Annotated in this window: 25 protein-coding genes; 9 read left to right on the top strand and 16 right to left on the bottom strand. The window is 70.0% G+C overall.

Translation table 11 applies throughout. The features are described from left to right. Positions 1-67: 67 nt before the first annotated feature. Positions 68-913, top strand: coding sequence for a hypothetical protein (locus VGL85_RS13425; protein WP_331589452.1), 846 nt, complete (start codon positions 68-70; stop codon positions 911-913). Positions 914-931: 18 nt separating this feature from the next. On the opposite strand, the gene VGL85_RS13420 is transcribed toward VGL85_RS13425, so the two are convergent. Beyond that, positions 932-2,041 carry a GTP-binding protein gene (locus tag VGL85_RS13420; RefSeq protein ID WP_331589451.1) on the bottom strand — a complete coding sequence of 370 codons (1,110 nt, stop codon included), beginning with the start codon at positions 2,039-2,041 and terminating at the stop codon, positions 932-934. Between the two features lie 227 nt (positions 2,042-2,268). On the opposite strand from VGL85_RS13420, the gene VGL85_RS13415 reads away from it, so the two are divergent. Further along, a complete protein-coding gene (locus VGL85_RS13415; RefSeq protein ID WP_331589450.1) occupies positions 2,269-3,384 on the top strand; it encodes a serine hydrolase in 1,116 nt (371 codons plus the stop codon). Here VGL85_RS13415 and VGL85_RS13410 read toward each other — a convergent pair. From VGL85_RS13410 to VGL85_RS13385, 6 genes are all read right to left on the bottom strand, one after another. Further along, positions 3,381-4,127 carry an alpha/beta fold hydrolase gene (locus tag VGL85_RS13410; RefSeq protein WP_331589449.1) on the bottom strand — a complete coding sequence of 249 codons (747 nt, stop codon included), beginning with the start codon at positions 4,125-4,127 and terminating at the stop codon, positions 3,381-3,383. The genes VGL85_RS13415 and VGL85_RS13410 overlap by 4 nt on opposite strands. A 64-nt stretch (positions 4,128-4,191) precedes the next feature. Then, on the bottom strand, positions 4,192-4,575 hold the full coding sequence (locus VGL85_RS13405; RefSeq protein ID WP_331589448.1) for a hypothetical protein: 384 nt from the start codon (positions 4,573-4,575) through the stop codon (positions 4,192-4,194). Positions 4,576-4,616: 41 nt separating this feature from the next. After that, positions 4,617-6,008: an amidase family protein gene (locus VGL85_RS13400; protein ID WP_331589447.1), complete on the bottom strand. Its 1,392-nt coding sequence runs from the start codon at positions 6,006-6,008 to the stop codon at positions 4,617-4,619. 55 nt (positions 6,009-6,063) lie between these two features. Beyond that, positions 6,064-6,489, bottom strand: a complete 426-nt coding sequence (rsfS, locus tag VGL85_RS13395; protein ID WP_331589466.1) for a ribosome silencing factor — start codon at positions 6,487-6,489, stop codon at positions 6,064-6,066. Positions 6,490-6,547: 58 nt separating this feature from the next. Then, positions 6,548-7,228 carry a nicotinate-nucleotide adenylyltransferase gene (locus VGL85_RS13390; RefSeq protein ID WP_331589446.1) on the bottom strand — a complete coding sequence of 227 codons (681 nt, stop codon included), beginning with the start codon at positions 7,226-7,228 and terminating at the stop codon, positions 6,548-6,550. Continuing rightward, positions 7,194-8,468 (bottom strand): glutamate-5-semialdehyde dehydrogenase, encoded by a 1,275-nt coding sequence (locus VGL85_RS13385; RefSeq protein WP_331589445.1) that lies wholly within the window; start codon positions 8,466-8,468, stop codon positions 7,194-7,196. Before VGL85_RS13385 ends, VGL85_RS13390 begins: the two co-directional genes overlap by 35 nt. Positions 8,469-8,554: 86 nt before the next feature. On the opposite strand from VGL85_RS13385, the gene VGL85_RS13380 reads away from it, so the two are divergent. Next, positions 8,555-9,439 carry a bifunctional precorrin-2 dehydrogenase/sirohydrochlorin ferrochelatase gene (locus VGL85_RS13380; RefSeq protein ID WP_331589444.1) on the top strand — a complete coding sequence of 295 codons (885 nt, stop codon included), beginning with the start codon at positions 8,555-8,557 and terminating at the stop codon, positions 9,437-9,439. A gap of 27 nt (positions 9,440-9,466) precedes the next feature. Then, on the top strand, positions 9,467-10,795 hold the full coding sequence (locus VGL85_RS13375; protein ID WP_331589443.1) for a dipeptidase: 1,329 nt from the start codon (positions 9,467-9,469) through the stop codon (positions 10,793-10,795). A 135-nt stretch (positions 10,796-10,930) separates the two neighbouring features. Here the strand turns inward: VGL85_RS13375 and VGL85_RS13370 are convergent, their stop codons facing one another. The 7 genes from VGL85_RS13370 to VGL85_RS13340 all read right to left on the bottom strand — a co-directional run bounded on the left by VGL85_RS13370 (position 10,931) and on the right by VGL85_RS13340 (position 19,336). Further along, on the bottom strand, positions 10,931-12,607 hold the full coding sequence (locus VGL85_RS13370; protein ID WP_331589442.1) for an MFS transporter: 1,677 nt from the start codon (positions 12,605-12,607) through the stop codon (positions 10,931-10,933). A gap of 97 nt (positions 12,608-12,704) precedes the next feature. Then, on the bottom strand, positions 12,705-13,628 hold the full coding sequence (locus tag VGL85_RS13365) for a cytochrome c (RefSeq protein WP_331589441.1): 924 nt from the start codon (positions 13,626-13,628) through the stop codon (positions 12,705-12,707). 41 nt (positions 13,629-13,669) lie between these two features. Further along, positions 13,670-14,128 (bottom strand): cytochrome c, encoded by a 459-nt coding sequence (locus VGL85_RS13360; RefSeq protein WP_331589440.1) that lies wholly within the window; start codon positions 14,126-14,128, stop codon positions 13,670-13,672. Positions 14,129-14,269: 141 nt separating this feature from the next. Continuing rightward, positions 14,270-14,719, bottom strand: coding sequence for a c-type cytochrome (locus VGL85_RS13355; RefSeq protein ID WP_331589439.1), 450 nt, complete (start codon positions 14,717-14,719; stop codon positions 14,270-14,272). Between the two features lie 70 nt (positions 14,720-14,789). Further along, positions 14,790-17,150 (bottom strand): PAS domain-containing sensor histidine kinase, encoded by a 2,361-nt coding sequence (locus tag VGL85_RS13350; RefSeq protein WP_331589438.1) that lies wholly within the window; start codon positions 17,148-17,150, stop codon positions 14,790-14,792. Between the two features lie 127 nt (positions 17,151-17,277). Further along, on the bottom strand, positions 17,278-18,468 hold the full coding sequence (locus tag VGL85_RS13345; protein WP_331589437.1) for an acyl-CoA dehydrogenase: 1,191 nt from the start codon (positions 18,466-18,468) through the stop codon (positions 17,278-17,280). 43 nt (positions 18,469-18,511) lie between these two features. Continuing rightward, positions 18,512-19,336 (bottom strand): enoyl-CoA hydratase/isomerase family protein, encoded by an 825-nt coding sequence (locus VGL85_RS13340; protein WP_331589436.1) that lies wholly within the window; start codon positions 19,334-19,336, stop codon positions 18,512-18,514. A gap of 189 nt (positions 19,337-19,525) precedes the next feature. Between VGL85_RS13340 and VGL85_RS13335 the strand changes: the two genes are divergently transcribed. From VGL85_RS13335 to VGL85_RS13325, 3 genes are all read left to right on the top strand, one after another. Next, positions 19,526-21,988 carry a TonB-dependent receptor gene (locus tag VGL85_RS13335; RefSeq protein ID WP_331589435.1) on the top strand — a complete coding sequence of 821 codons (2,463 nt, stop codon included), beginning with the start codon at positions 19,526-19,528 and terminating at the stop codon, positions 21,986-21,988. 32 nt (positions 21,989-22,020) lie between these two features. Then, entirely contained in the window at positions 22,021-22,710 is a 690-nt protein-coding gene (locus VGL85_RS13330) for a Fe2+-dependent dioxygenase (RefSeq protein ID WP_331589434.1), read from the top strand. Positions 22,711-22,830: 120 nt separating this feature from the next. Then, on the top strand, positions 22,831-23,088 hold the full coding sequence (locus VGL85_RS13325) for a hypothetical protein (RefSeq protein ID WP_331589433.1): 258 nt from the start codon (positions 22,831-22,833) through the stop codon (positions 23,086-23,088). A 23-nt stretch (positions 23,089-23,111) separates the two neighbouring features. On the opposite strand, the gene cysQ is transcribed toward VGL85_RS13325, so the two are convergent. Next, complete coding sequence (cysQ, locus tag VGL85_RS13320; protein ID WP_331589432.1) at positions 23,112-23,882, bottom strand: 3'(2'),5'-bisphosphate nucleotidase CysQ; 771 nt, start codon at positions 23,880-23,882, stop codon at positions 23,112-23,114. 63 nt (positions 23,883-23,945) lie between these two features. Between cysQ and chpT the strand changes: the two genes are divergently transcribed. Both chpT and VGL85_RS13310 read left to right on the top strand, forming a co-directional pair. Then, entirely contained in the window at positions 23,946-24,596 is a 651-nt protein-coding gene (gene chpT, locus VGL85_RS13315) for a histidine phosphotransferase ChpT (RefSeq protein ID WP_331589431.1), read from the top strand. A 188-nt stretch (positions 24,597-24,784) separates the two neighbouring features. Continuing rightward, positions 24,785-25,489 carry a PEPxxWA-CTERM sorting domain-containing protein gene (locus tag VGL85_RS13310; protein WP_331589430.1) on the top strand — a complete coding sequence of 235 codons (705 nt, stop codon included), beginning with the start codon at positions 24,785-24,787 and terminating at the stop codon, positions 25,487-25,489. Here the strand turns inward: VGL85_RS13310 and VGL85_RS13305 are convergent. Continuing rightward, a complete protein-coding gene (locus tag VGL85_RS13305) occupies positions 25,486-26,061 on the bottom strand; it encodes a hypothetical protein (RefSeq protein ID WP_331589429.1) in 576 nt (191 codons plus the stop codon). The two genes, VGL85_RS13310 and VGL85_RS13305, sit on opposite strands and share 4 nt — an antisense overlap. Positions 26,062-26,074: the final 13 nt, after the last annotated feature.

Raw genomic sequence — 26,074 nt, 5'->3', positions numbered from 1 at the left:
TCCGAAGGTTGCATAGCTTCGGATCGCGGCGTTATCTTCGCGGCGAATTGCAGCCGCAGGACACGCCATGCCCGACGCCCCGGTGCGACCCAAGCCGCTGATCGACGCTTCCGACGACTTGACCAAGAGCCTTCAGACCTTCGCGCTCGCCGATCTCGAACCACTGACCCGCGAGGGAGTCTATGCGTCCAACGCCAGCGCGGACTTCCACCTGTTCTTCGTCGGCCGCGATGACGTCCACGACATCCTGAAATACGTGATCTCGCGTGCGCGCCAGTCGCTGTACCTGAACATGTTCGGCTATGACGACGACGAGCTGAACGCCATCATCATGAAGAAGGTGCTGGACCCCAGCGTCGTGGTGGTCATCACCCTCGACAAGAGCCAGGCGGGCGGCAAGCACGAGAAGACCCTGCTGGACGCCGACCGCGCCCAGGCGTTGGCCGCGTTCAACACCCACTTCACGATCGGCGAGTCCCTCACCCACCAGATCAGCCATACCAAGGGCTTCGTGGCCGATGGCCGGGTGGGCGCGGAGGGCTCGACCAACTGGTCGGATGCCGGCGAGGGAGCCGACAAGGGCACCTTCTTCGTCACCGGCCAGGTGGGCGGCAGCGGCTTCAAGGCGCAGAACAACACCCAGACGATCTTCGTCGACCCGGATTCGGTGTCCCGCTTCCAGAACGAGTTGCTGGCCGAGCACCTGATCGCCCGCGACCAGGAATCGGCGACCACCGCGCCCGGCAAGCGGCAGGAGAAGCCGACGATCGATCAGCGCACGGCCATCCAGGCGCAGGGTCCGGGTGCGGCGGCCGCGGTGGCCGGCCCGGCGCTGGGCCGGCCCGCCGCCGCCCTGATGCCCGCCCACAAGGCGCCCCGTCACGCGGGGGACGCGGCTCCCGCCGTCGTCTGATCGCCCGGGAGCCGGGATCTAGGCGGCGCAGGCCTCGAAGCCCTCGCGCAGCTTGGCCTCGTCCAAGTTGCGGCCGATGAACACCAGGCGCGAATAGCGGTCGGCGTCGGACTTCCACGGCCCTTGGAAGTCGCCCTCCAGGATCATGTGCACCGCCTGGAACACCAGGCGGCGATCCTCGCCGGCTACGTCGAGGATGCCCTTGGCGCGCAGGATGTCGGGCCCTTGCGTCTGCAGCACCTCGTTCAGCCAGGCGGTCACCTTGTTGGCGTTGAGCGGCTTCCTGGTGGTCAGGGATATGCCGCGGATGCCGCTGGCCTCGATGTCGTGGTCGTGGTGGTGGTGGTCGTGGCCATGATGGTCGTGATCGTGCCCCTGGTGGTCGTGGTCGCAGTGCTCGTCGTGCACATGGCCGGGCTCGCCGTGCGCCGGATTGAGGAAGTCGGGCTCGATCTGCTCGATGCGCTGCAGGTCGAAGGAGCCTCGGCCCAGCACCTGGTCCAGGGGCACGTTGGAGCGCTGGGCGCGATGGATCGGCGCCAGCGGGTTCAGCCGGCGGATCATCCGCTCCACCTCGACCAGCTCCGGCTCGCTCACCAGGTCGGTCTTGTTGAGGATGATCTGGTCGGCGAAGGCCACCTGCTCGACGGCCTCCTTGGAATCGGCCAGGCGCAGCGGCAGGTGCTTGGCGTCGACCACGGTGGTCACGCTGTCGAGCTCGGTCCTGGCGCGCACGTCCTCGTCGACGAAGAAGGTCTGGGCCACCGGACCGGGATCAGCCAGGCCGGTGGTCTCGACGATGATCGCGTCGAAGCCACCTTTGCGCTTCATCAGGCCGGAGACCACGCGGATCAGGTCGCCGCGCACCGTGCAGCAGACGCAGCCGTTGTTCATCTCGAAGACCTCTTCGTCGGCACCGACGATCAGGTCGTTGTCGATGCCCACCTCGCCGAACTCGTTGACGATCACGGCGTAGCGCTTGCCGTGGTCCTCCGAGAGGATGCGGTTCAAAAGGGTGGTCTTGCCCGCGCCCAGATAGCCGGTGAGTACGGTGACGGGGGTCTTGCCACCGGAGGAGTTGGCTGCGGACGGATTGGCTCCAGGCGAATTGGCGGGGGTTTCGGTCATGGGCCACATTTAGGGGCCGCGCACGGAATTCTGAAGTGGCTTCCGGCCCAGGTCTGTTATTGAACGGCCGAGCCGCCTTGTGTCGCAAGGCGCTTGCCAGGTGGCGTCCGCAAGGGCCATCTGATCCTTCTGTGCGCAACCCTTCCAGTCCGGCTTGAATGCGTAGCTTTCAGTCCAAGACCCGGCGCAGGTTCCGGAAACGCTCTTCGGCCCGCCAAAAGATCCTGGTGACCGCCGGCCTCGTGCTGGGCGTCGCCGCCTTTGCGGGCGGCTGGTGGGGCGCGGCCCACGTCACGCCGCGGGCCAGGGCCCAGACAGTCGCCTTCACCAAGGGCGAGATCGCGCCGGCCCTGCGTCGGGACGCGACGCCGCCGCCCGCCGAGCTGCAGACCATGCTGCAGCGGATCGCCGCCGGCTACGGCGAGCCGGTGGGCCTGTCGGTTACCGATGTCTCGAACGGCTGGACCGCCTCGGTCGACGGCGACCAGACTTTCCCGCAGCAGAGCGTCTCCAAGCTTTGGGTCGCGCTCACCGTGATGCAGGCGGTGGACGACCGGCGCCTGGCGCTGGACCAGACGGTGGTGATGCACCAGGAGGACCGCTCGGTCTTCAACCAACCGCTGGCTTCGCGCATCCGCGGGCCGAACGGCTTCGCGATCACCGTGGCCGACCTGCTGCGCAACGCCCTGATCGAGAGCGACAACGCCGCCAACGACATGCTGATCCGCGAGGTGGGCGGCGCCGACGTGGTCACCCGGCTGATCTCCCACAAGCGGCTGGGCGGCCTGGCCGTGGGTGGCACCGAGCGCGACGTCCAGACCCGCACCGCCGGCCTGACCTGGCGGCCGGAGTACGGCCGGACCTGGATCTTCAAGCAGGCGCGCGCCCAGCTGCCGGACGCGGTGCGCGACCAGGCGCTGGCGACCTACCTGGCCAATCCGCCGGACGGGGCGACGCCCAACGGCATCACCACGGCGCTGTCGGAGCTGAAGCGCGGCCAGCTGCTGTCGGCGCAGTCGACGGAATTCATGCTGGGCCTGATGGGCGAGGCGCGCACCGGGGTCATGCGCCTGCACGCCGGCCTGGAGCCGGGCTGGAGCCTGGCGCACAAGACCGGCACCGGTCCCGACTGGCGCGGCGCCTCGGTGGGCATCAACGACGTGGGCCTGTTGACCGCGCCGGATGGACGGACCTATGCGGTGGCGGTGATGGTGCGCCAGACGCGGCAGCCCAACGGCGCGCGGCACCGGCTGATGGCCGGGGTGGCCCGGGCGGTGGAAAGCTACTGGGCGACGCAAGGCCGCGGCGGCGAGGCGCCGGTGACGGCCGCGGGCGAGCCCTAAAGCGCTGCCTTCAAGGCCTTGTGCAGCACGTCCTTGATCAGCGCCTGGCCCTCAGGCCATCCCTGCAGGTAGTGCCCCGACCCCGGCGGTCCGTCATGCTGGGTGACGAGCGGGTTCTGCGCCATCGCCGCGCGGTCCTCGGCGCTGGTCAGCGACGGCCAGCCGTCGAAGCTGCGTTCGGGCTCCAGCGGCTCGCGGCCCATGATCGCGTCCATCGGCACGGTCAGGTCGCGCAGCAGGTGGCGGTGGTCGCGGTCGGTCACGGCGTCATCTTTCAGCCCGAAGATCTCCCAGGCCGCCTGGAAAGCGCCCTTCCGTTCGGGCGCGGCGGCCAGCATCGCGCGCGCGCTGTTCAGGAACGGCCAGAGCGGGGCGGTGCGGAAGAAGGGCTCCAGCGCCACCTGGCGCACGATCTGCGGACAGCGCAGGCCCAGCGTCACCAGGCAGCCGGTGGAGACGCCGAACGCCACCACCTTGCGGTTCGGGACCAGGGCGGGGATCGCCGCATCGACCGTCCGGATCGAATTGGCGATGTCGAAGCTGTTGGTGAAGGTCGAGCCCATGCCCGGCAGGGGGGCGACGATCACCGTGGCGCCCGCGAACCAGTCGACCACCTCGTGCAGGTTGTCGTCGGGCGTCCAGATGCCGCCCATGACGAACAGCACCGGCCGCTTCTCGTCGGTATGGACCCGGCCGACGAAATACAGCGGCCCGTGCTCGGTCGACAGAATCAGGTGGTTCATGGGCGCGCCTATAGGGGCCTATGGCCGCGCTGGCTACCAGTCCCCGAATGGCGGGCGTTCCGGATCAGCCGGGGTTCTCGCTGATCCCCTTGACCAGCCGCAGGTGGATCGGCGTGCCCAGCACGTCGCGGGAGTCCACGCCCTTGGCCATGTCGACCGGCAACGCCTGGCAGAAGCTGATCGGCAGGGTGGGCGGCCGCGACTGGCGCAGGCAGACCTTGCCGTCCTTCAGGAACCAGTGACCGGCGAGCGGCGTGCCCTTGCGGCTGAGGCCGGTCCAGTTCCCGTCCGGTTGGATCCAGACCTTCTGCGAGCGCCCGTCGGGATAGACCGAGACGACCGTGTTGCCGAAGGTGGCCGCCACATTAGGCGCCGGCGCGGCGGGCTCGGCCGCGCGCGCGCGCCCGGCAAGCGCCAGCACGGCCAGGACGAGGGCGGATCGGCTCATGGGAGGCTCAACGCACAGCGACAGGATTTGGCGCCCCCGGCTCAGAAGCCGGGCGGCCGGCGGACGCCGCCGAACGCGCGCTCGACCAGTTCGGCGAATCCGAGGGTCGTGCGGTCTTCCAGATAGGGCCCGATCACCTGGGCGCCGAAGGGCAGGCCGGCCTTGGTCAGCCCGACCGGGATCGCCGTCGACGGCAGGTTGGCGACCGTGGCGACACCCGACCAGCCGATCTGGAGGAAGTAGGGGACGGTCTGCCCATTCACCGTCAGGGTGCGGGCGTTCAGGTCGGGATTGTCGTCGTGCGGGTAGGCCGCCGTGCTGGCCGCCGGGGCGAGCACGACGTCGAAGCTGTCGAACAGCACGGCCCACTGGCGGCGCAACTCCGCCTGGGCGTCCAGCTTGGTCAGCCATTCGTGCGCCGAGATGCTCTGCGCGCCGGGCTGGCCGCGCGACATGGCGGTCGTCAGGAGGCTGGAATAGAGCTCCTGGGCCTTGGCCAGGTCGGGCAGCAGGTCGCTGCTGCGGGCCACCTTGGCGCCCTGTTTCTCCAGGCCCGCCGCCAGGTCGTGGAGGCCCGCGCGAATCTCGGCGTCCAGCGGCGCCAGGGGATGATGGTCGAGCAGCAGCACGCGATAGTCGGCCAGGCGCGCGTGGCGGGCCGGCTTCAGGTCGAGCCTGTAGCCGCGTTCCTCGAACTCGCCGGGCCCCGCCAGCACGTCCATGGCCAGGGACAGGTCGGCGGCGCTGCGGGCCAAAGGCCCCACCACGGCCAGGATGACGCCCGCGCCCGGGGGGACGTTCGGCGGTTCATGGCCCCGCGACGGGACCAGATTGTAGGACGGCTTGTGGCCGAACACGCCGCAGAAATGCGCCGGGACCCGGATCGAGCCGCCGATGTCGGAGCCGTACTCCAGGGGGATCATCCGCGCCGCCAGCGCCGCCGCCGCGCCGCCGGACGAGCCACCGGGCGTCCGCTCCAGGTCCCAGGGATTGCGCGTGCGGCCGTAGATCGGGTTGTTCGACTGCCAGTCCGACAGGAAGGGCGGGACATTGGTCTTGCCCAGGATGATCGCGCCCGCGGCCTTCAGCCGGGCGACGCCGACGGCGTCTTCCGAGGCGACGAACTTGCCGAACACCGACGTGCCCCAGGTGGTCGGCAGGCCGGCGACGTTGTGCGACTCCTTCACCGTCATCGGCAGGCCGAGCAGGGCGCCACGCTCTCCGCGCGCCAGGGCGTCGTCGGCGGCGCGGGCGGCTTCGCGGGCGCGGTCGAAGTCGCGCACCACCACGGCGTTGATCGGCCCGTCGCGGGCCTCGATGCGGGCGATGGCGGCGTCGGTCAGTTCGAGCGCGCCCACCTTGCGTGCGGCGAGCGCGGCGACCAGTTCGGTCGCGGTGGCGTCAAGATCGACGGAGCTCATGGTCTCGGACATGGCAGGCAGGCTCCCTGGGCGAGCCGCCAGCATCAGCATTCCGGCGCGGCGGAGTCTAGTTCGCCGCCGTGCGGTGGGGGCTGTCCACCGACCAGATCTTCTCGATGTTGTAGAAGCTGCGGACCTCGGGCCGGAACAGGTGGACGATCACGTCGCCGGTGTCGATCAGCACCCAGTCGCAATGCGGCAGGCCCTCGACCCGCGCGCGGCCGTAGCCTTCGTCCTTCAGGGCGCGCAGCAGGTGGTCGGCCATGGCGCCCACATGCCGGTGCGAGCGGCCGGAGGCCACCACCAGGCCGTCGGCGACGGCGGATTTGCCCTTGAGATCGATAAATACGACGTCCTGCGCCTTGTCGTCGTCCAGACGGGCCAGGATCAGGTCCTCCAGCGCGCTGATGCGACTGGAAGGGTCTTCGGAAGGCCCGGTTTCCCTTTTGGAGGGGGCGCCTTCCTGCGCACGCGGCGCACTTTCACGGGACAGCGGGGTTGCTCCTTTGAATGCCTCGCAGAGGTCACCCTAGCATGACGGGGCCCGCCGGTCAGCCGCCGTCATGCGGGGCGGTCAAGGAGCCGCGCTTCATCCGCTCGCGAAGCGCCGTGGAGCTCTGGAAGTTGAGCGGGCCGCGCAGGAAGACCCAGGCCGGCGGCTTGGTCCCAGGCAGCGTCGCGGCGGCCATGGACGGGATGCGGAAACGGGCGAACCGCCGCGCGGCCGGTGAGAAGCGGCTCTTCAGCGCGATCCAGGGCCGCGAGACCACGGCCACCGGGACTTCGCGCATGATCTGGGTCCAGCCGCGCCAGCGGTGGAAGCCGGCCAGGCTGTCGGCGCCCATGATCCAGACGAACTTCACGCCCGGGAAGCGGGCCTTCAGCGCGCGCACCGTGTCGATGGTGTAGGCGCTGCCGAGCCGGCCCTCGACGTCGGTGATGATCATGTCGCGGCCGCGGGCGAAGGACCGCGCGCCGGCCATGCGGTCGGCGAGGTCGGCGGTCTCGTGACGAGCCTTCAGGGGGTTCTGCGGAGAGACCAGCCAGATCACCCGGTCCAGCCGCAGCCGCTTGCGCGCCGTCTCGGCCACGTGGGCGTGGCCCTCGTGCGCCGGGTTGAACGAGCCGCCGTAGAGGCCCACGCGCATCCCCGGCTCCAGATGGAATCCGGGCCTGAGCGCGGCCGGCCGGCCGCCCTCAGGGACGCGTCTGGCCGGTCCCGCGGACCACATATTTGAAGGTCGTGAGCTGTTCGGCGCCCACCGGGCCCCTGGCATGCAGGCGGTCGGTGGCGATGCCGATCTCGGCGCCGAAGCCGAACTCGCCGCCATCGGCGAACTGGGTCGAGGCGTTGATCAGCACGATGGCGCTGTCCACTAGGGCTGCGAACCGCTCGGCGGCCGCGCCGTCCTCGGCGACGATGGCGTCGGTGTGGGCAGATCCGTAGGCCGCGATGTGCGCCGCGGCGCCCTCCACCCCATCGACCACGGCGATGCTGATGGTCGGCGCCAGGTATTCGGTGGTCCAATCCTCCTGCGACGCTTCAGCCATGCCAGGGACCAGGCTGCGGGCCCGCGCATCGCCGCGCAGTTCGCAGCCGGCCTCGCGCAGCGCCTCGGCCACCGGCGGCAGCAGGCGCTGGGCGTCGGCGCTGTCGACCAGCAGGGTCTCGGCCGCCCCGCAGACCGAGACGCGGCGCATCTTGGCGTTGACCGCGATGGCCTTGGCCTTCTCCAGGTCGGCGCTCTTGTGCAGGAAGACGTGGTTCAGGCCCTCCAGGTGGCCCAGCACCGGGGCGCGGGCCTCGGCCTGGACGCGGGCCACCAGGCTCTTGCCGCCGCGCGGGATGATCAGGTCCACCGCGCCGTCCAGCCCCCCAAGGATCAGGCCCACGGCGGCGCGGTCGGCGGTCTTCACCACCTGGACGCAGGCTTCCGGCAGGCCGGCGGCCGCGAGACCCTTGGCCACGGCCGCGTGGATCGCCAGGTTCGAGGCCAGGCATTCGGAGCCGCCGCGCAGGATCGCCGCATTGCCGGACCGCACGCACAGCGCCGCGGCGTCGGCGGTCACATTGGGCCGGCTCTCGTAGATGATGGCGATGACGCCGATCGGTGTGCGCACCCGGGCGATGTCCAGGCCGTTGGGCCGGCTCCAGCGCTGCGTCTCCACGCCCAGCGGGTCGGGAATGGCGGCGACGGTCTCCACGCCCGCGGCCATGCCCTCGACGCGGGCGGCGTCCAGGGCCAGGCGATCCACCATGGCCGGCGCCAGGCCGGCGGCCCTGGCGTCGGCGACGTCGCGGGCGTTGGCGGCCAGGATGGCCCGGGCGTCGGCGCGGATGGCGGCGGCCATGGCCATGAGCGCGCGGGTGCGCGCCGCGCCGTCGGCCAGCCGCAGGGCCTGGGCCGCGGCCTTCGCCGCGCGGCCCATGGCGCTCATCTGCGCGGTCAGGCTGGCGCCTGCATCGTCCATCCCGATAAGGCTTCCTGGGTCGCCCATATGCTCAATCTGAGCCTTACCTAGCCTCTTTGTGTCGCGAAGGGCTAGAACCATCGCCCATGGACGCCTTCCCCGCCTTCTTCCCGCTCTCCGGCAAGACCGTGGTTGTGGCCGGGTCAGGCGAGGGCGCGGCGGCCAAGCTGCGCCTGTTCGAAAGCTCGCCGGCCAGGCTGAAGACGATCGACGGCGCCGAGGCCCTGCGGCCCGACGCCTACGCCGGCGCGGTGCTGGCGTTTGTCGCCTCGGACGACGAGGCCTTCGCCGAAGCCGCCGTGGCGGCGGCGCGGGCGGCGGGCGTGCCGGTCAACGCCGTGGACCGCCCGGGGCTCTGCGACTTCACCACGCCTGCGCTCATCGACCGCGGCGAGGTGGTGGCGGCGATCGGCACCGGCGGCGCATCGCCCATGCTGGCGACCCTGCTGCGCCACGACCTGGAGGCCCGGGTCCCCGAGGGCGCGGGCCGGGTCGCGGCCCTGTTCGCGGCGATGCAGGACGAGGTCCGCGCCGCGCTACCGGAGGCCCACCAGCGCCGGGCCTTCCTGCGCGCCGCCCTGACCGGCCCCACCGCCGAGGCGGCCCTGCGCGGCGACCGGGCGACAGCCCAGCGCCTGCTGCGCGAGGCCCTGGCGCGCGGCGCGCCCGCCGCCGGGCGGGTGCAGTTCATCGACGCGCGCGGGCCGGCGGACCTTTTGACCCTGCGAGCCGCCCGCGCCCTGGCGGCGGCCGACGTGCTGGTCTGCGACGAGGCCGCCCACGCCGACGTCCTGGCGCTCGCCCGCCGCGACGCCGAGCGGTCCGGACCCCAGCCGCCCGAGGTGCTGGCGACCCTGGCCGGTCAGGGCCTGGCGGTGGCGCGGCTGGTCACCAATCCGGCCTGGCGCAGCGAACAGGCGGCCCTCGACGCCGCCGGAGTGGACACCGAGGTGCTCCCCATCGCAGGCTGAGCCCGAATTCGAATCCCGGGGGCTTCCATGCATAGACTGACCATCGCCCTGCTGGCGGGCGCCGCCCTAATCGCAACGGCCGCTGCTACGAGTGCTTGGGCCGCCCCGTCCGACGCCGAGATCGCCGCGCGCGTCGCCAAGGTGCTAAAGGCCACGCCGCTGATCGACGGCCACAACGACTTCCCCTGGGAGGTGCGCGAGCGCTTCGCCCAGAAGACCGGCGTCTTCGACTTCAAGTCCGACCTCAGCCACCAGCCGCCCGTGCCCGGCGGCGAGGGGAACGGCGGGCTGATGACCGACATCCCGCGCCTGCACAAAGGCGGCGTCGGCGGCCAGTTCTGGAGCGTCTACATCCCGGTCAGCATCACCGGTCCGGCGGCGGTGCAGACCACCATCGAGCAGATCGACATCGTCAAGCGCCTGGCCGCCCGCTATCCGGCCGACCTCGGCATGGCCTACACGGCCGACGACATCGTGCGGCTGCACAAGGAAGGCCGCGTCGCCTCGCTGATCGGCGTCGAGGGCGGCCACCAGATCGACGATTCCCTGGCCGTGCTGCGCGCCTACTACGCGCTGGGCGCGCGCTACATGACGCTGGCCCACGCCACCGACAACGACTTCGCCGACAGCGCCACCGACAACCCCAGGCGCCACGGCCTGACGCCGTACGGCAAGGCGGTGGTGGGCGAGATGAACCGGCTGGGCATGCTGGTGGACCTGAGCCACGTCTCACCCGACGTGATGCGCCAGGCGCTGGCGGTCTCCCAGGCGCCGGTGATCTTCTCCCACTCCGGCGCGCGCGCGGTGGACGACCATCCGCGCAATGTGCCCGACGACGTCCTGGCGATGGTCGCCAAGAACCACGGGGTGGTGATGGCCAACTTCGCCACCACCTACGTCAGCCACGCCCGCGCGGTGTGGAGCGCCGACCGTTCGGCCGAGATCGCCCGGACCAACAGCCCGCCGTTCGGGGGTCTTTTCATCGGCCAGCCGGAAAAGGCGGCCGCCTATATGAAAGCCTGGGATGCGGCCCATCCCAAGCCGCCCGTGACCATCCCCATGGTCGCCGACCACATCGAGCACATCGCCAAGGTCTGCGGCGTCGACTGCGTGGGCCTGGGCTCCGACTTCGACGGCATCCCCGACACGCCGGAGGGGCTGGAGGGCGTCGACAAATATCCGGCCCTGCTGGCCGAGCTCGCCCGCCGCGGCTGGTCGGACGAGGACCTTTCCAAGGTCGCCGGCGGCAACCTTCTGCGCGTGCTGCGCGAGGCCGAGGCGGTCGCCAAACGCCTGCAGGCGGCGGAACAGCCCTCCGAGGCGACCATCGCCGAGCTGGATGGAGCGAAGAAGTAGCCCCCAGCCCTCGTCATCCTCCGGTCAGCCGCCTGGCTGATCCGGGGGACCCATTCGACGCCACCACACCCTGCAACTCGGCTCGGGTCCCCCGGATCGCCCTTCAGGCGACCGGAGGATGACGGGCGTTTGGGGCTACTGGTGCAAATCCCGCCCCTTCGTCTCTGGCAGCAGGAAGAGGCAGGTCACCACGCTGACCAGGGTGAAGGCGAAGGGATACCAGAGCCCGGCGTAGATGTTGCCCACCGCGGCCACGATGGCGAAGGCGGTGAAGGGCACGAAGCCGCCGATCCAGCCGGTGCCGATGTTGTAGGGCAGGCTCATGGCCGTGTAGCGGATCCGGGTTGGGAACAGCTCTACCAGGCAGGCGGCGATCGGGCCGTAGAGGGCGGTGGCGGCGACCACGAACACCAGCAGCCAGGCGAAGGCTCCGGGCAGGTTCATGCGCTTGGGGTCGGCCTTGGCGGGATAGCCAGACCGGGCCAGGCCCTCCTTGATCTTGTCATCGACGTTGGCCTTCAGCGCCTTGGCGACGGCCGCCGGGACGCCGCGCGCGTCGATGGAATCGACGGTCGCCAGGCCGACGCGGACCATGGCCGGCTGCCCGGGCTGGCCCGGCTGGTTGACGTAGGAGACCCCGGCGTTGGCCAGGGCGCTCTTGGCGATGTCGCAGGAGCTCGTGAAGCTGGCCTTGCCGATCGGGTCGAACTGCAGGGAGCAGTCGGCCGGGTCGGCGATCACCGTCACCGGGTTGGCCTTCTCCGCCTCGGCCAGCGCCGGGTTCAGGGTGGCCGACAGGCCGTGGAAGGCGGGGAAGTAGGCGATCAGCATCAGGGTCATGCCGAACAGCATCACCGGCTTGCGGCCCACCTTGTCCGACAGCCAGCCGAAGACGACGTAGAGCACGGCGCTGACCGCGGTGGCGGCCATCAGCAGGGCGTTGATCGTCGCCTGGTCGACCTTGAGGAAGTTGCCGAGGAAGGTCTGGACGTAGAAGAAGGCCGTGTACCAGACCGCGCCCTGGGCCGACATGATCGCCACCAGCGCCAGCAGCACGATCTTGAGGTTGCGCCACTGGCCGAAGGCCTCGGCGTAGGGGGCCTTGGACTGGGTCCCTTCGGCCTTCATGGCCGCGAAGGCCGGGCTCTCGGAGAGTTTCAGCCGCATCCAGATCGAGACGATGAGCAGGCCGGCGGAGAACAGGAACGGGATGCGCCAGCCCCAGGCGTCGAACGCTGCAGGGCCCGCCACCGCCCCGAGCCCCAGGCGCGTCGCCAGGATCACCAGCAGGGCCGCGAACAGGCCGAAGGCGGCCGAGGTCTGCACCCAGCCGGTGGAGCGGCCGCGGGCGTCGTCGGCCGCGTGCTCGGCCACATAGATCGCCGCCCCGCCATACTCGCCGCCCAGCGCGAAGCCCTGGATGATCCGCATGATGAGCAGCAGGATCGGGCTGGCGATCCCCACCTGGGCGTAGCTGGGCAACAGGCCGATGGCCACCGTCGCCCCGCCCATCAGGGTCACGGTCACCAGGAAGGCGCCCTTGCGGCCCACCCGGTCGCCGATCCGGCCGAACACCAGCGCCCCGATCGGACGGAACAGGAAGCCGGCTCCGAACAGGGCCAGCGCCGCGGCGATGCCGGCGGTCTGCGGCAGGCCGGAAAAGAAGGTCTTCTGGATGACCGCGGTCAGGCTGCCGAAGACAAAGAAGTCATACCACTCGAAGGCGGTGCCAGCGGCGGAAGCCGCCACCACGGTGCGCAGGCCCGCGCCTTTCAGCGGCGCCTGTGCGGCGCCTGCGGCGATCTCCGCCATGCCCTCATTCCTCCCCGACACTTTCGTGAGGAGTTACCTGGGTTTGATGAGGCGGGGAAGGAGGAGAGCGTCCTTCTCCCGCAAGGGGAGAAGGGAACTAGCAGGTCTTGTGCTTGGGGTTGCCGGCGATGGGCGGCAGGGCGTGGATGTATTCGCCCAGCGCCGCGAGGTCCGCGTCCGGCAGCTTGCTGGTAGACGCGATGACGTCCTTCATCCCGTCCGGCTCGTTGAAGCACTTGTCGGTCCCGGACTTCAGGAAATCGGTGATGTCCTGGGCGCTCCAGTCCCCGAGGCCGTCCTTGTGCGGGGTGATGTTGGAGGCGAAGCGGCCGCCGGCCTCGAGGTTGGGCGCGCCGGCGTAGAGCTTGTCGGCCTCCAGCCCGCCGAGCGCGTTCCTGGGCGTGTGGCACTCGGCGCAGTGGGCCGGGCCCTCAGCCAGGTACTCGCCGCGGTTCCAGGCGTCGGAGTGCTTCGGATCGGCCTTGAACTCGTGCGGGTGGAAATAGAGCAGCTTCCAGCCGCCCAACGCCAGGCGGATGTTGAACGGGAACTTCAGTTCGTGCGGCGCCGTGGGCTTGGCCACCGCGGGCAGGGTCTTCAGATAGGCGAAGACGTCGCGCACATCGGCCGTCTTCATCAGGCTGTAGGAGGCATAGGGGAAGGCCGGATAGAGGTGCTCGCCGCGCCGGCCCGTTCCCCGCTTCATGGCGTTGACGAACTGCGCCTCCGTCCAGCCGCCGAGGCCGGCCTTCGGGTCCGGCGAGATGTTGGGCGTGACGAACGTCCCGAACGGCGATTTCAGCTTCAGCCCGCCGCCCAGGACGGTGCGATCGGTCTGGCCGGGGCTCATGTGGCAGGCCGAGCAGTTGCCGGCCGTGAACATCAGCTGGCCGTTGGCCACGTCGGGCTTGTAGCCGGCCGGCAGCTCCGAGGCGGGCAGGGTCTGCGGGCGGGTGATGAACAGGCCGCCGGCGACGCCGACCACGATCAGCACCGCCAGAATGATCAGAACGCGCCGCATGACCGCCCCTCCTTACGATCCCGCCGTACGACCTGGGGCGATCAGGTCGTCTTCTTCTTCATGCGATAGACGTCGTGGCAGCTCTTGCAGGTCGCGCCCACCGCCGCATAGGCCGGCTTGTAGGCGTCGGCGGTGGTCGCCTTCGACGCGGTCGTGGCCAGGCTCGCCAGTTCGGTCAGGCGCTTGTCGAAGTCGGCCTTGTTCTCCCAGATCTTCGGGTCGGCCTCCGTCTTCGGGTCCTTGTCGCTGCCCGCCGGATAGAGGCCGTGCAGCTTCTTGGCGTTGGCGGCGACGCTTTCCATGGCCGTCTTGGCCTTGGCCGCGTCGAAGGCGGTCGGGTTGTTGATCCCCGCGCCTTCCTTCATGGACTGGCCGACGGCCTTCATGGCGGCCTGGCGGTCCTCCACCGGATTGCCGGCCGAGATCGCCGCGAAGGCCACGCTGAGCGCCAGGCAGGCGCCGCCGGCCGCAGCCCAAACCACCGTCGAAGAACGCTTCATCCCCAATCTCCCAGCAAGGCGAGGTTATTCCGTTATGTCAGCGACCTACCGCGCCCGCGCGGACGCGACAAGGGGCTTGGCCCCATGGAACTGCGCGTACCGGAAATTCGAAAATGTCCGCGACGCCAGGCGCCCGGTTCGTCAGGGCTTCAACGTCATCAGGTAGTCGGCGATCTGCTTGGCGGTGGCCGCGTCGGCCCCCGAGTAGTCCATCTTGTTGTTCGGGATCGTCTTGGCCGGGTCGGTGATGAAGGCCGTCAGCGTGTCGGCGCTCCAGACGATCGGGGAGTTCTTCATGGCGTCGGAATAGTCGAAGTCCTTGGCGGTCCCGACCTTGCGGCCGCCGACCCCGAACAGGTTCGGGCCCACCGACGGGCCGGCGCCGGCGGTGCTCTCGTGGCAGGCCTGGCAGACGGCGAACAGCGGCGGTGGGGTCGCGGCGGGCGGGGTCGCAGTCGGCTGGTTCTGGCCCGGCGTCTGGGCTGGCGGTTGGGACGGGGTTTGCGCCTGGGCGGAGAGGGCCCAGAAGCCCCCGCTGAGGACGGTCGTGACGGCGAGGATGGCGCCGGCTGGGAGGAATCGGCGGTTCATAGGGGTTCCCCAAGGACGGAAGGCGCGCAGCACTAGCATTGCTGCGCGAGCCCTTGGAAGCGCTTTGCGATCAGGCGGCGACGGTCGCCGCGTCGCCCTCGACCGGGGCCGAGAGGCGAGCGATCTCGCGCAGCAGGACGCCGGGCGAGATCGGCTTGCCGACCACGCCGTCCATGCCCGCGTCGAGGTAGGCGCGGCGCTGGTGGGCCAGCACATTAGCGGTGAGCGCCACGATCGGCGTCTGGGCAGGCGCGCCGCCCAGCGCGCGGATGCGGCGCGCCGCCTCCAGGCCGTCGATGCCCGGCATCTGCACGTCCATCAGGATCAGGTGGAAATCGCCGCGCTCGGCGGCTTCCACGCCCAGATAGCCGTCGGCGGCCGTCTCGACCTCGGCGCCCAGGCTTTCGAGCAGCTTGGTGGCGATCATCCGGTTGGTGGCGTTGTCTTCCACCACCAGCACCCTCAGGCCTTCCAGCACCGGCTCCAGGCTCTCGGACTGGGCGGCCACCGCCTCGCCGGCCGCGGCGGCGATCTCCAGCGAGAAGGTCGAGCCGACGCCTTCCTCCGAGACGAAGCTCACGTCGCCGCCCATCATCTCGGCCAGCTTCTTGGTGATCGCCAGGCCCAGACCCGAGCCGCCGAACTTGCGAGTGGTGGACGCATCGCCCTGGTCGAAGCGCTGGAAGATGCGCCCCTGGGCCTCCGCCGGGATGCCGACGCCGGTGTCGATGACGTCGAAGCGCAGGGCGCCGGGTTGCGGCGCGGTACAGCGCACCGTCACCGAGCCGCGCTCGGTGAACTTCACTGCGTTGCCCACCAGGTTGAACAGCGCCTGGCGCAGGCGCACCGGATCGGACTGCACCCAGCCCAGGTCGGCCGGGGCGTCGAAGCGCAGGATCAGGCCCTTGCCCTCGGCCTGCGGCCGCAGCAGGCGCACCACCCCCTCCACCAGCCCCTTGGGGTCGAGCGGTTCGGAGGTCAGCTCCAGGCGCCCCGCCTCGATCTTGGCGAAGTCGATGACGTCGTTCAGCAGTTCGGCCAGCATCTGGCCGCAGCTCAGCGCCTCGTCCAGCATGTGGCGGCCTTCCTCGGAAAGCCGCTCGCCCTTCAACAGGTGGAGCACGCCCATCACCCCGTTCATCGGGGTGCGGATTTCGTGGCTCATATTGGCCAGGAAGGCCGACTTGGCCTCGGCGGCCGCCTCGGCGGCGCGCTGGGCCTCGATCAGCGCGATCTCCTGGCGCTTGCGTTCGTCGACGTCCTGCAACAGGCCGACGGCCTTCAGCCAGCGCCCTTCCTTGCCGACCTTCAGGTGGTGCGAGATGCGGATCCAGCGGGTCTCGCCGTCCGGCCGCACGATGCGCGCGTCGAAGGCGCCGGACTTGTCCTGGCCGGTGTGCAGGGTGCGGAAGGCTTCGCGCACATGGTGCAGGTCGTCCGGGTGGAAGCCGGGGAACCGGAGCTGGGTCGCCTCCTCGTAGGTGGCGTTGGTCTGGCCGGTGATCCGTTCGAACTCCGGCGAGGCCCAGAAGGTCTTCCCGACGTGGTCGATCTCATAGACGCCGGATTCGGCGGATTGCAGGGCGACGGCCAGGCGCTGGGCGTTGGCCTTCGCCTCGCGCTCGGCCCGCTTCATCTTCAGCTCGCCGTGGCGGGCCGCGTCGCGGGCGCGGGCAAGCTCGGTGATGTCCTCGGAGACGCCGCGCAGCAGGAACAGGCCGCCGGCCCGCGGCTCAGTGCGGAAGGTGGCGCGCCAGGAGGTCCAGCGCCCGGCCACCTTCAGCCGGTGCTCCAGGGTCGCGCCTTCGCCGGTGAACACGGCGCCGCCCATCACCTCGCGGGTCCTCTGGCGGTCGGCGGGGTGCACCAGGGCGTAGAAACGCTCCGGACTCGCCATTTCCTCGGCGGTGCGCGCGGTCAGCGACAGCAGTTCGCGCGACCACTCGATGCAGCCGGTCTCCGGATCGTAGGCCCAGGCGCCGATGCCGGCGGCCTCGCCCAACAGGCGCCGCGTGCGCCGGGTCTCCTCCAGCTCCTCGGCGCGGGCGCGTTCCTCGGTGGCGTCACGCATGGTGACGATCAGGTCGCCGCCTTCCATCTTCTGGGTGCGCGAGGCGAACCAGGCCCATTCCTCCGCGCCCACGGCGGAGCCCTTGCGCTTCACGCGCATGGGGTTTTCGGCAACCTCGCCGGGGGTCAGCGCGCGGATGTTGTCGCGCACCACGGCGATGTCCTCGGGATGCAGGAAGTCCAGGGCGCGTTCGCCCACCACCTCGGCCTCGTCCCAGCCGACCAGCGTCTTCCAGGCGCCATTGACGAGCTTGAAGCGGCCATCGGCGCCGATGACCTGCATGAGATCGCGGCTGTTCTCGAACAGCCAGCGGATCATCTCAGCCTTGTTGGCCGCGCCTGACGCGCTTTTGCCGGCCATGTACGGTTCCCCCCAAGGGACGGGGGAAATTAGCGGCCATCCGTAAAGTTTCCGTTCGCCGCCTCCGTAGTTCTACGGATACGCGCGTCGCCTCTCCCTCTGTCGCTACGCTCCGGGGAAAGGAAGATCAGAAGGCGTTCTCGCCGGTGATCGCGCGGCCCAGGATCAGCGCGTGGACGTCGTGGGCGCCCTCGTAGGTGTTCACCGTCTCCAGGTTCGCGGCGTGGCGCATCACGTGGTACTCGCCGCTGATCCCGTTGCCGCCGTGCATGTCGCGGGCTTCCCGCGCAATGGCCAGCGCCTTGCCGCAGTTGTTGCGCTTCATCATCGAGATGGCTTCCGGAACCCAAGCGCCCTCGTCGATCAGCCGGCCCAGCGCCAGCGCGCCCTCGAAACCCAGCGCGATCTCGGTGGACATGTCGGCCAGCTTCTTCTGGACGAGCTGGCGGCTGGCGAGCGTGCGGCCGAACAGCTTGCGGCTGGAGGTGTAGTCGCGGGCCGCATGCATGCAGAACTCGGCCGCGCCCATGGCGCCCCAGGCGATGCCGTAGCGCGCCTTGTTCAAGCAGGAGAACGGGCCGCGCAGGCCGGAAACGTTCGGCAGCATCATGTTTTCCGGCACGAAGACGTCGTCGAGGGCGATCTCGCCGGTGACCGAGGCGCGCAGGGACAGCTTGTTCATGATCTTCGGGGTCTCGAAGCCCTTGGCGCCCCGCTCCACCAGGAAGCCGCGGATCGTCCCGTCCAGCTTGGCCCAGACCAGGGCCACGTCGCTGACGGGCGAATTGGTGATCCACATCTTGGCGCCGGAGAGCGAGTAGCCGCCGCTGACCTTCTTCGCGGTCGTGCGCATCGAGGCCGGATCGGAGCCGCCGTCCGGCTCGGTCAGGCCGAAGCAGCCGATGATCTCGCCCTTGGCCATGCCGGGCAGGAACTTCTTCTTCTGCTTCTCCGAGCCGAACGCGTAGATCGGGTACATCACCAGCGAGGACTGCACGCTCATCGCCGAGCGGTAGCCAGAGTCGACCGCCTCGATCTCACGGGCGATCAGGCCGTAGGCCACGTGGTTCACCCCGGCGCAGCCGTATTCCTCGGGCAGCGTCGGGCCCAGGAAACCCAGCTCGCCCATCTCGGTCATGATCTCGCGGTCGAACCGCTCCTCGGCGAAGGCCGAGACCACCCGCGGCAGCAACCGGTCGCGCGCATAGGCCCGCGCCGCCTCCCAGATCATCCGCTCCTCCTCCGAGAGGCGGGCGGTCATGTCGAAGGGGTCTTCCCAGCGGTAGGTCTTCTGAGGCGCGGCCGTATCGAGCGGCATGGAAATCTCTCCGGATAACAATGCGGCGCCTTATGACGGCAAATCAGGTCCCTGAGTAGACGCCCGGGCGCTTTTCCAGGAAGGAGTCGCGGGATTCCTTCACATCGTTGGGCGCGCGCCGGGCGTAGTAGAGGCCCTGGCTCTCGTAGCGCAGGGCGTCTTCCAGCGGCGCCTCGACATTGTGCTGCAGCACCCGCTTGGAGACACGCAGCGCCACCGGCGGCCAGCGGGTCATCTCGTTCGCATAGTCGACGGCCGCGTCGAGCAGGGCGTCGGCGGCGGCCATCCGGTTCAGCAGGCCGAGCTTCAGGGCCTCCTCGGCGCCCACGGCGCGAGAGGTGAAGATGATGTCGGCGGCGGCCGCGTAGCCCACGATCCTGGGGAGGAAGAAGGATAGGCCGCTGTCGGGCGACAGGGATCGCTCGATGAACACGCTGTTGAAGCGGCTGGCCTCGCAGCCGATGCGGACGTCGCAGGCCAGGGCCGTGGACATGCCGGCGCCGGCCGCCACCCCGTTGATCGCGCCGATCACCGGCTTGTCGAAGTCCGACCACATCGTCGCCCAGCGGCCGACCCAGCTCATCTCGTCCAGCCGCTCGAACTGGTTCTGTGGTTCCGGCGCCTTGCCGGCCACCGCCTGGCCCGCGCCCATCAGGTCGGCGCCGGCGCAGAAGCCCTTGCCGGCCCCGGTGACCACCAGGGCGCGGACCGCGTCATCAGCTCGGGCCTGGGCCACGGCGGCGGCTACTTCGGCCATCATCGTCCGGTTGATGGCGTTCAGCCGGTCCGGGCGGTTCAGCGTCAGGATGGCGACGTGGTCGCGTCGCGAAAGCGTGATGGTCTCGTAGTCGCTCACCTCATAGGCCATGGCCGCATCCTCCGCCGGGGTCCCGCCCTCAGCGGCATCCTCGCGCCGATCCCCGCCGGCGTCGAATCGGCTTCTGATTTTTGCAAATCATTCTCATTGCTAACTTGCGGCGGTCTAACTAAGAACGACTCGCAATCGCAGTTGAGGGCGGCGCCGGAGACTTCCGGCCGGGCCGCCGGGGAGTGGGTGATGAGCGTGTCGGGAATCGTGGCCTATCGCCGGGCGCGGCCGATGCTGCTGGGCTTGGCGGCCTCCGCCAGCCTGTGCGGGGCGGCGCAGGCGGCGGAGATCGCGGGCGACGCGGACGCCGTCACGGTGTCCGGCGTCACGGTCACCGGCGAGGGCCAGACGCTGAACCGCGGCACGGGCCTGTCGGTCCTGCAATCCACCGTCCAGGACACGCCCCAGGCGATCAGCATCGTCGGCGCCGACCAGCTCAAGGCCCAGGGGATCGCCAGCCTGGAAGGCGCGCTGCGCAACGTGCCGGGCATCACCGTCGCCATCGGCGAAGGCGGCACGCTTTCCGGCGACCAGTTCAAGATCCGCGGCTTCGACGCCAAGGACGACGTCTACGTCGACGGCCTGCGCGACTTTGGCGCCTACACCCGCGACAGCTTCAACTACGAAGAGGTTCAGGTGCTGAAAGGGCCGTCCGGCGCCCTGTTCGGCCGCGGCTCCACCGGGGGCGCGATCAACATCATCTCCAAGGCGCCCAAGCTGGACGATTTCACCAGCCTCGACGGCTATGTGGGCAATGGCGACTACTACCGGGCGCTGGCCGACATCAACCGCAAGCTCGGCGACACCAGCGCCGTGCGCCTCACCCTGATGGGCAACTCCACCGGGGTGGTGGACCGCGACCTGATCTATTCCGACCGCTGGGGCGCGGCGCTCACCGGCGGCTGGGGCCTGGGCGCCGACACCTCGCTCACCGCCAGCTACCTGCACCAGCACGACCACCAGCGACCCGACTACGGGATCACCATCGTCCAGCCGCCGGGACAGGTCATAGCCCTGCCGGCCACCGAATACGGCGTCGGCGTCTCGCGCTCGAGCTTCCTGGGCTACCGCAACGACATCGACCGGTCCGACACCGACATGGCGACCGTGCGCTTCGCGCATGCGTTCAACGACAAGGTCAGCCTGACCTCCGACACCCGCTACGCGGTCTATTCGCGCTATTTCCAGTACTCGACGCTCGACCAGTGCGGCGCGGCCTGTACGGCGGCCCTGTTCGACAACAATCCGGCCACCGAACCCCTGGGCGGCAACGGTGGCCAGGGCCCCTACGACATGGACGCCTGGGGCCTGCAGAACATCACCACCCTGCGGGTCGACTACGACCTCGGCCCGATGAAGAACCAGGCGATCTTCGGGATCGACCTCTCGCGGCAGGTCAATGACAAGACCATCTCCGTCTACGCCCTGCCGCCTGGCTTTGCGACGCGCCAGGCGATCCCGCGGCCGCTGGTCCACACCAACCCGAACTTCCCGGCGGGCTATTTCGTGTTCCGCGCCGTCCCCGGCCAGACCATCGCCTGCCCGTCGACCACGGCCAACTGCACCATCCAGGTGAACGGCGCGACGGTGTTCACCAACACCGCGTCGACGGCCGTCGAGCGAAGCAACGGCGCGGCCGACGACGCGGGAATCTTCCTCACCGACCGTCTGTGGCTCACCGAGGCCCTGTCGCTGATCGCCAGCGACCGGATCGATCTCTACGAGGCGAAGCTGAACTCGCTGACCTTCGCCAACCAGGACTCCACCCTCGAGGTGAAGCCCACCCTGCACAGCCCGCGCGCGAGCCTGGTTTGGGAGCCGGCCTCGGACCAGACCTTCTACCTCTCCTGGGGCCGGTCGCAGACGCCGCAGGGGACCTCCATCGTCGGCGCCGGCGCGGCCCTGACCCTCAGCGCCAAGGACCTGGCGCCCGAGGACGGCCAGATCTGGGAGGCCGGCGCCAAGGCGCGGATCCCGGGGACCCAGCTGTCGGCCACCGCCTCGATCTTCGACGTCAGCAAGGACAACGCCCTGCAGACCGACCCGGCGACGGGCTTCCTGCAGGCCCAGTCGGGCGAGCGGCAGGAGGTCAAGGGGATCGAACTCGGCCTCACCGGCAAGCTCGCGCCCGCCTGGACGCTCAGCGCCGGCTACACCTACCTCGACGACCGGATCAAACAGTCCTTCGCCAACTGCGCCGTGCCGACCAGCACGGCGGGAACGCCCACCGGCATCGTCTGCCCCGCGGGCGTCGTCGCCGCCATCCCGGTGCTGAACACCGTGGCTGTCGGCCAGCAGGTGACCTTCGTGCCGAAGAACTCGGCGACGCTGTTCACCACCTATGACCTCGGCAGGTGGGTGGAAGGCCTGCAGGTCGGCGGCGACGTGACCTATCAGTCCAAGCTGTTCCTGGGCTACACGGCCCGCTCCGTCAGCTTCGCCGATCGCGCCGACCTGACCGCGCTGAAGATCGCCGAACAGCCGCAGACCCTGACCTTCGACGCCTTCGTGGCCTACAAGACCGGCCGCTATCGCTTCGCGGTGAACGGCTACAACCTGGCCGACCGGCTGAACTACACCCAGGCCTTCGGCACCCGCGCCACGCCGGCCCCCGGACGGACCATCGTCGTCTCGGTGGGGGCGACCTTCTAGCGCCCATCCGGCGGGCGGATTAAGGCCAAGCCATGCTGATCCAGATCGAAGGCGTGCTGACCCCCGACCAGTTGGCCCAGTGCCGGCAGGCGCTGCAGGGCCAGGACTGGGTCGACGGGCGGGTGACCGCCGGCGAGCAGTCGGCGCGGGCCAAGCACAACCTGCAGGTCCCGGAGGACGCCCCGGCGGCGCGCGAGCTCGGCGACCTGATCCTGACCGCGCTCGGCCGCAATCCGCGGTTCGTCTCGGCCGCCCTGCCGCTGCGGGTCTTCCCGCCGCTGTTCAACCGCTACGACCAGGGCATGGCGTTCGGGACGCATGTGGACAACGCCATCCGCTTCGCCAAGACCTCAGGGGGCCCCGTGCGCTTCCGCACCGACGTCTCGGCGACCCTGTTCCTCACCGACCCGGCCGACTACGACGGCGGCGAGCTGATCGTGGAGGACGCCTATGGCGAGCACGCGGTGAAGCTGCCGGCCGGCGACATGATCCTCTATCCGGCCACCAGCCTGCACAGGGTGGCGCCGATCACCCGGGGCTCGCGCTGGGCGGCCTTCTTCTGGGCCCAGTCCATGGTGCGCGCCGACGCCCAGCGCAGCCTCCTGTTCGACCTGGACAACGCCATCCAGGACCTGTCGGTGAAGGTGGGCCAGGACGACCCGGCCGTGGTCAGCCTGACCGGGACCTACAACAACCTGCTGCGCATGTGGTCCGAGGTCTGACGGTCCAGTCCCGGACCCGAGCGGCGCCATGGTTTACGCCGCAAATCATTCATTAAGTTCTCAGCAACCCGACGCGTCCGACGGTGTTGTCCATCCGTAGACTCCAGCAGGAGATCGACGATGACGGCCGTGACCTTTTTCCATCCCATGACCGAGCGCCGCGACAGCGGATGGCTCGGGTTGCTGGCGATGGGGCGGACGTTCCTGGTGATGGCGGTTCTGGCCTTCTTCGCGGGCTTCGGCGGCTATCTGATCCTGGGCCCGCCGCACGTGCTGGCGGCCGCCCCGGCCCTGCAGCCCTCCGCCGCCGCCGCGCCGGTTGCGATTCCCGCCGACGAGGGCGTGGCGCCCGACTGGAACCCGGCGAAGCCGGTCTAGGCTTCCCGCGTCCAAGCGCCGATCTAGGCCCCCCTGGCCACGAACCAGCCGTTGCGGAACCCGTCCTGCGCCTTGCCGTAGACGAAGGGCTCACCCTCAGGGGTGGTGAAACGGCCGCCGGCGGCCTCCAGCACCGCGTGCCCCGCCGCGGTGTCCCACTCCATGGTCGGCCCGTGGCGCGGATAGATGTCGGCGGTCCCCTCGGCGATCCGGCAGAGCTTGATGGAGCTGTCCATCGGCTCGCGCAGGTCGAAGCCATATTCGGCGGCCAGCTTATCGGCGGTCTCCGGCTTCATGGTGTGGCTGATCAGGCAGATCGCCTCGCCCTTGGGCCAGGGCCGCACGCGCACCGGATGGGCCGCGGCGCCGGCCATGCGCTTCAGCGTCCGCCCGCCCTCGGTGAACCAGCTCTCGCCCGACGGTGGGCAGGTGACCGCGCCGGCGACCGGACGGCCGTGGTCGATCAGGCCGATGTTGACGGTGAAATGCGGGTCGCCGCGCACGAAGGCCTTGGTGCCGTCCAGCGGATCCACCAGGAAGAAGCGCGGGCCGATGGCGTCGGGCGTGCCGAACTCGCTGGCGTCCTCCTCCGAGATCACCGGGATATCCGGGAAGGCGGCCTTCAGCCGCGCCAGGATCAGCGCCTCGCCCTGGCGGTCGGCCTCGGTGACCGGGCTCTCGTCGGCCTTGTGGGTCACCGCCAGGCCGGATCGCCACAGCGGCAGGATCAGCGCCGCGGCGGCCTCGCAGATTTCGGCCAGCTCGGCCCCGATGTCGTCGGCAATGTTCGGCATGGGCGTCTCATAAGCGGCGCCCTGCGGTTTTCCAAAGGGTCAAATCAAGCCAAGGTCGCGCCCATGACGGAAGAGACCGCTCCCCAACCGAAACCCGCCGAGTTCGCCGCCTACCTGGCGGCGCGGATGTGTCACGACTTCATCAGCCCGGCGAGCGCCATCGTCTCGGGCCTGGACCTGCTGGAGGATCCAACCGCCCAGGACATGCGCGAGGACGCCATGGGCCTGATCGGCGCCTCGGCGCGCAAGCTGGCCGACCTGCTGGCCTTCTGCCGGGTGGCGTTCGGCGCCTCGGCCTCGGCCGAGACCTTCGATGCGCGCGAACTGGAGAAGCTGGCCCGCGGCGTCTTCGCCCACATGCGCGCCGAGCTGGACTGGCAGGTCGAGCCGCCCGGGGTCAACAAGCCCACGGCGCGCACCCTGCTGAACCTGGCCCAGATGGCCGGCGCGGCCCTGCCCACCGGCGGCCAGGCCAAGGTGCGCGCGGTGGAGGAGGGCGGCTCGATCGCCATCGCCGTGGAGGCTGTCGGCCCGCGCGCGCGCCTGCGCCCCGAGGTGTTGGCCGGCCTGCGTGGCGAGGGGCCTGGCGAGGGCCTGCACGGCCACTGGGTCCAGGCGCGCTATGTGAACCTGTTCGTGGGAGACGCGGGCGGGCGGGTGTTCGCCGACGCCGGCGAGGAGAAGGTCACCCTGGCGGCGACCATTCCGGCCTGACGCAGGATCGTCTCGATCCGATCGAGTATTATAGAGAAATTATGGCAACAATACACGCCAGGCGGTCGTGTTAACCTTTATATTCCCCTAAGAAGAGAAAGCGCGCGACAAGCGAACACCGCTTCTTTACTGGCCACGGTCCACAGTGGATTTTCCCGGGCGCGCCCGGCCAGTCAAGGACGCCTCCCATGCGCAAGTTCCAAACCGCGGTCGCCATCGCCGCCGTCACCGCCGCCCTGGGCCTGGCCCACGCCGCCTCGGCGACCCAACTGCTGGTCAACGGCAGCTTCGAGGACACCGGCGCCGCGCCGCTGCAGGGCTGGGGCGGCTACACCTTCGGCTTCGACACCGGCACGACCGGGACCGACGAGTTCGGCGGCCCGAACGCCCTGCCGGGCTGGACGATCAACTCCGGCAATGTCGATGTGACCAGCCTGGGCTCGCCCTGGGGCCCGGCCTTCGACGGCGTCAACTCGCTGGACATCGACGGCTGGGAGCCGGGTTCGATGTCCCAGACCTTCAACACCGTGGCCGGCGCGACCTACACCGTCTCGTTCGTCTATTCGCGCAACGCGGCCGGCGCGGTGGACCCGGCGACCGCCACCGTCTCGGCGGGCGGGGTAACCGACTTCGTCTCGGCGCCGAACGACGGCAGCCTGGGCTCGGAGTTCAACTTCATCTGGAAGCCGGTGTCCTTCAACTTCGTCGGGACGGGCTCGCCCACGACGCTGACCGTGACCGGGACCAACGGCACCAACGGCGGCGTCTTCTTCGATGACTTCGCGGTCAACGGCCCGGTGCCGGAGCCGGCGGCCTGGACGCTGATGATCGCGGGCTTCGGCCTGGCCGGCGCAATGCTGCGCCGCCGCCGCGCCGTCGCGCTCGCCGCCTAGGACCCGGCGTCCATCCACGCCGGGTGGTCGGGGACGCGATATTCCCCGCCGATGACGCAGGTCGTCCCCTCCGGGCGAACGGCCACCGTCGCCGAATGGCCGACGCCGGGCTCGAAGATCGTGGTCCGGCCGCCGGTCGTGACCACGATCCCGCCCGGCGCGTCGAAGTGGCAGGCCGCGAAGGTCTGTTTCCCGAACCAACCCAGCGGGGCGGCGTCGCAGCTGACGTCGCCGATCTGGAAGGCGAAGTGCGAGCCCTTGTAGTCGAAGGGCTTCGGCGGCTTGGCCCCCATCGCCGCGATCGACAGCTTCGCCACCCTGGGGCAGGCCGGGCCCGGCGGGACGGCCTCGCGCCGCAGGCTCTGGCGCGCCGCCCAGGTCCCGAAGGCGGTCGCGAAGGGCAGCATGGCCGCGATCAATATGAAGGTCATCGCGCCCACCACCTGCAGCGCGCTCACCGTGCCTTGCCCGCGACCCTTGCGGACCACGATGGGCGTCACGAAGTCCTGGTCGTCCCCAAGCCCTTGGGGCGGTGCGTTCGGCAGATAGGCGGGGGTCGGCTCGTTGCGCATATTACGCATGTAA

The organism is Phenylobacterium sp., from assembly GCF_036501465.1.
Classification (GTDB): domain Bacteria; phylum Pseudomonadota; class Alphaproteobacteria; order Caulobacterales; family Caulobacteraceae; genus Phenylobacterium.
Note: the sequence above shows the minus strand (reverse complement) of the source record. Positions and strands in the feature narration are given on the sequence as shown.

Coding starts and splice junctions, on each gene's coding strand:
- VGL85_RS13425 (WP_331589452.1), top strand. CDS start 68: ATGCCCGACGCCCCGGTGCGACCCAAGCCGCTGATCGACGCTTCCGAC.
- VGL85_RS13420 (WP_331589451.1), bottom strand. CDS start 2,041: ATGACCGAAACCCCCGCCAATTCGCCTGGAGCCAATCCGTCCGCAGCC.
- VGL85_RS13410 (WP_331589449.1), bottom strand. CDS start 4,127: ATGAACCACCTGATTCTGTCGACCGAGCACGGGCCGCTGTATTTCGTC.
- VGL85_RS13405 (WP_331589448.1), bottom strand. CDS start 4,575: ATGAGCCGATCCGCCCTCGTCCTGGCCGTGCTGGCGCTTGCCGGGCGC.
- VGL85_RS13400 (WP_331589447.1), bottom strand. CDS start 6,008: ATGTCCGAGACCATGAGCTCCGTCGATCTTGACGCCACCGCGACCGAA.
- VGL85_RS13390 (WP_331589446.1), bottom strand. CDS start 7,228: ATGTGGTCCGCGGGACCGGCCAGACGCGTCCCTGAGGGCGGCCGGCCG.
- VGL85_RS13385 (WP_331589445.1), bottom strand. CDS start 8,468: ATGGACGATGCAGGCGCCAGCCTGACCGCGCAGATGAGCGCCATGGGC.
- VGL85_RS13380 (WP_331589444.1), top strand. CDS start 8,555: ATGGACGCCTTCCCCGCCTTCTTCCCGCTCTCCGGCAAGACCGTGGTT.
- VGL85_RS13375 (WP_331589443.1), top strand. CDS start 9,467: ATGCATAGACTGACCATCGCCCTGCTGGCGGGCGCCGCCCTAATCGCA.
- VGL85_RS13370 (WP_331589442.1), bottom strand. CDS start 12,607: ATGGCGGAGATCGCCGCAGGCGCCGCACAGGCGCCGCTGAAAGGCGCG.
- VGL85_RS13365 (WP_331589441.1), bottom strand. CDS start 13,628: ATGCGGCGCGTTCTGATCATTCTGGCGGTGCTGATCGTGGTCGGCGTC.
- VGL85_RS13360 (WP_331589440.1), bottom strand. CDS start 14,128: ATGAAGCGTTCTTCGACGGTGGTTTGGGCTGCGGCCGGCGGCGCCTGC.
- VGL85_RS13355 (WP_331589439.1), bottom strand. CDS start 14,719: ATGAACCGCCGATTCCTCCCAGCCGGCGCCATCCTCGCCGTCACGACC.
- VGL85_RS13350 (WP_331589438.1), bottom strand. CDS start 17,150: ATGGCCGGCAAAAGCGCGTCAGGCGCGGCCAACAAGGCTGAGATGATC.
- VGL85_RS13345 (WP_331589437.1), bottom strand. CDS start 18,468: ATGCCGCTCGATACGGCCGCGCCTCAGAAGACCTACCGCTGGGAAGAC.
- VGL85_RS13340 (WP_331589436.1), bottom strand. CDS start 19,336: ATGGCCTATGAGGTGAGCGACTACGAGACCATCACGCTTTCGCGACGC.
- VGL85_RS13335 (WP_331589435.1), top strand. CDS start 19,526: ATGAGCGTGTCGGGAATCGTGGCCTATCGCCGGGCGCGGCCGATGCTG.
- VGL85_RS13330 (WP_331589434.1), top strand. CDS start 22,021: ATGCTGATCCAGATCGAAGGCGTGCTGACCCCCGACCAGTTGGCCCAG.
- VGL85_RS13325 (WP_331589433.1), top strand. CDS start 22,831: ATGACGGCCGTGACCTTTTTCCATCCCATGACCGAGCGCCGCGACAGC.
- cysQ (WP_331589432.1), bottom strand. CDS start 23,882: ATGCCGAACATTGCCGACGACATCGGGGCCGAGCTGGCCGAAATCTGC.
- chpT (WP_331589431.1), top strand. CDS start 23,946: ATGACGGAAGAGACCGCTCCCCAACCGAAACCCGCCGAGTTCGCCGCC.
- VGL85_RS13310 (WP_331589430.1), top strand. CDS start 24,785: ATGCGCAAGTTCCAAACCGCGGTCGCCATCGCCGCCGTCACCGCCGCC.
- VGL85_RS13305 (WP_331589429.1), bottom strand. CDS start 26,061: ATGCGCAACGAGCCGACCCCCGCCTATCTGCCGAACGCACCGCCCCAA.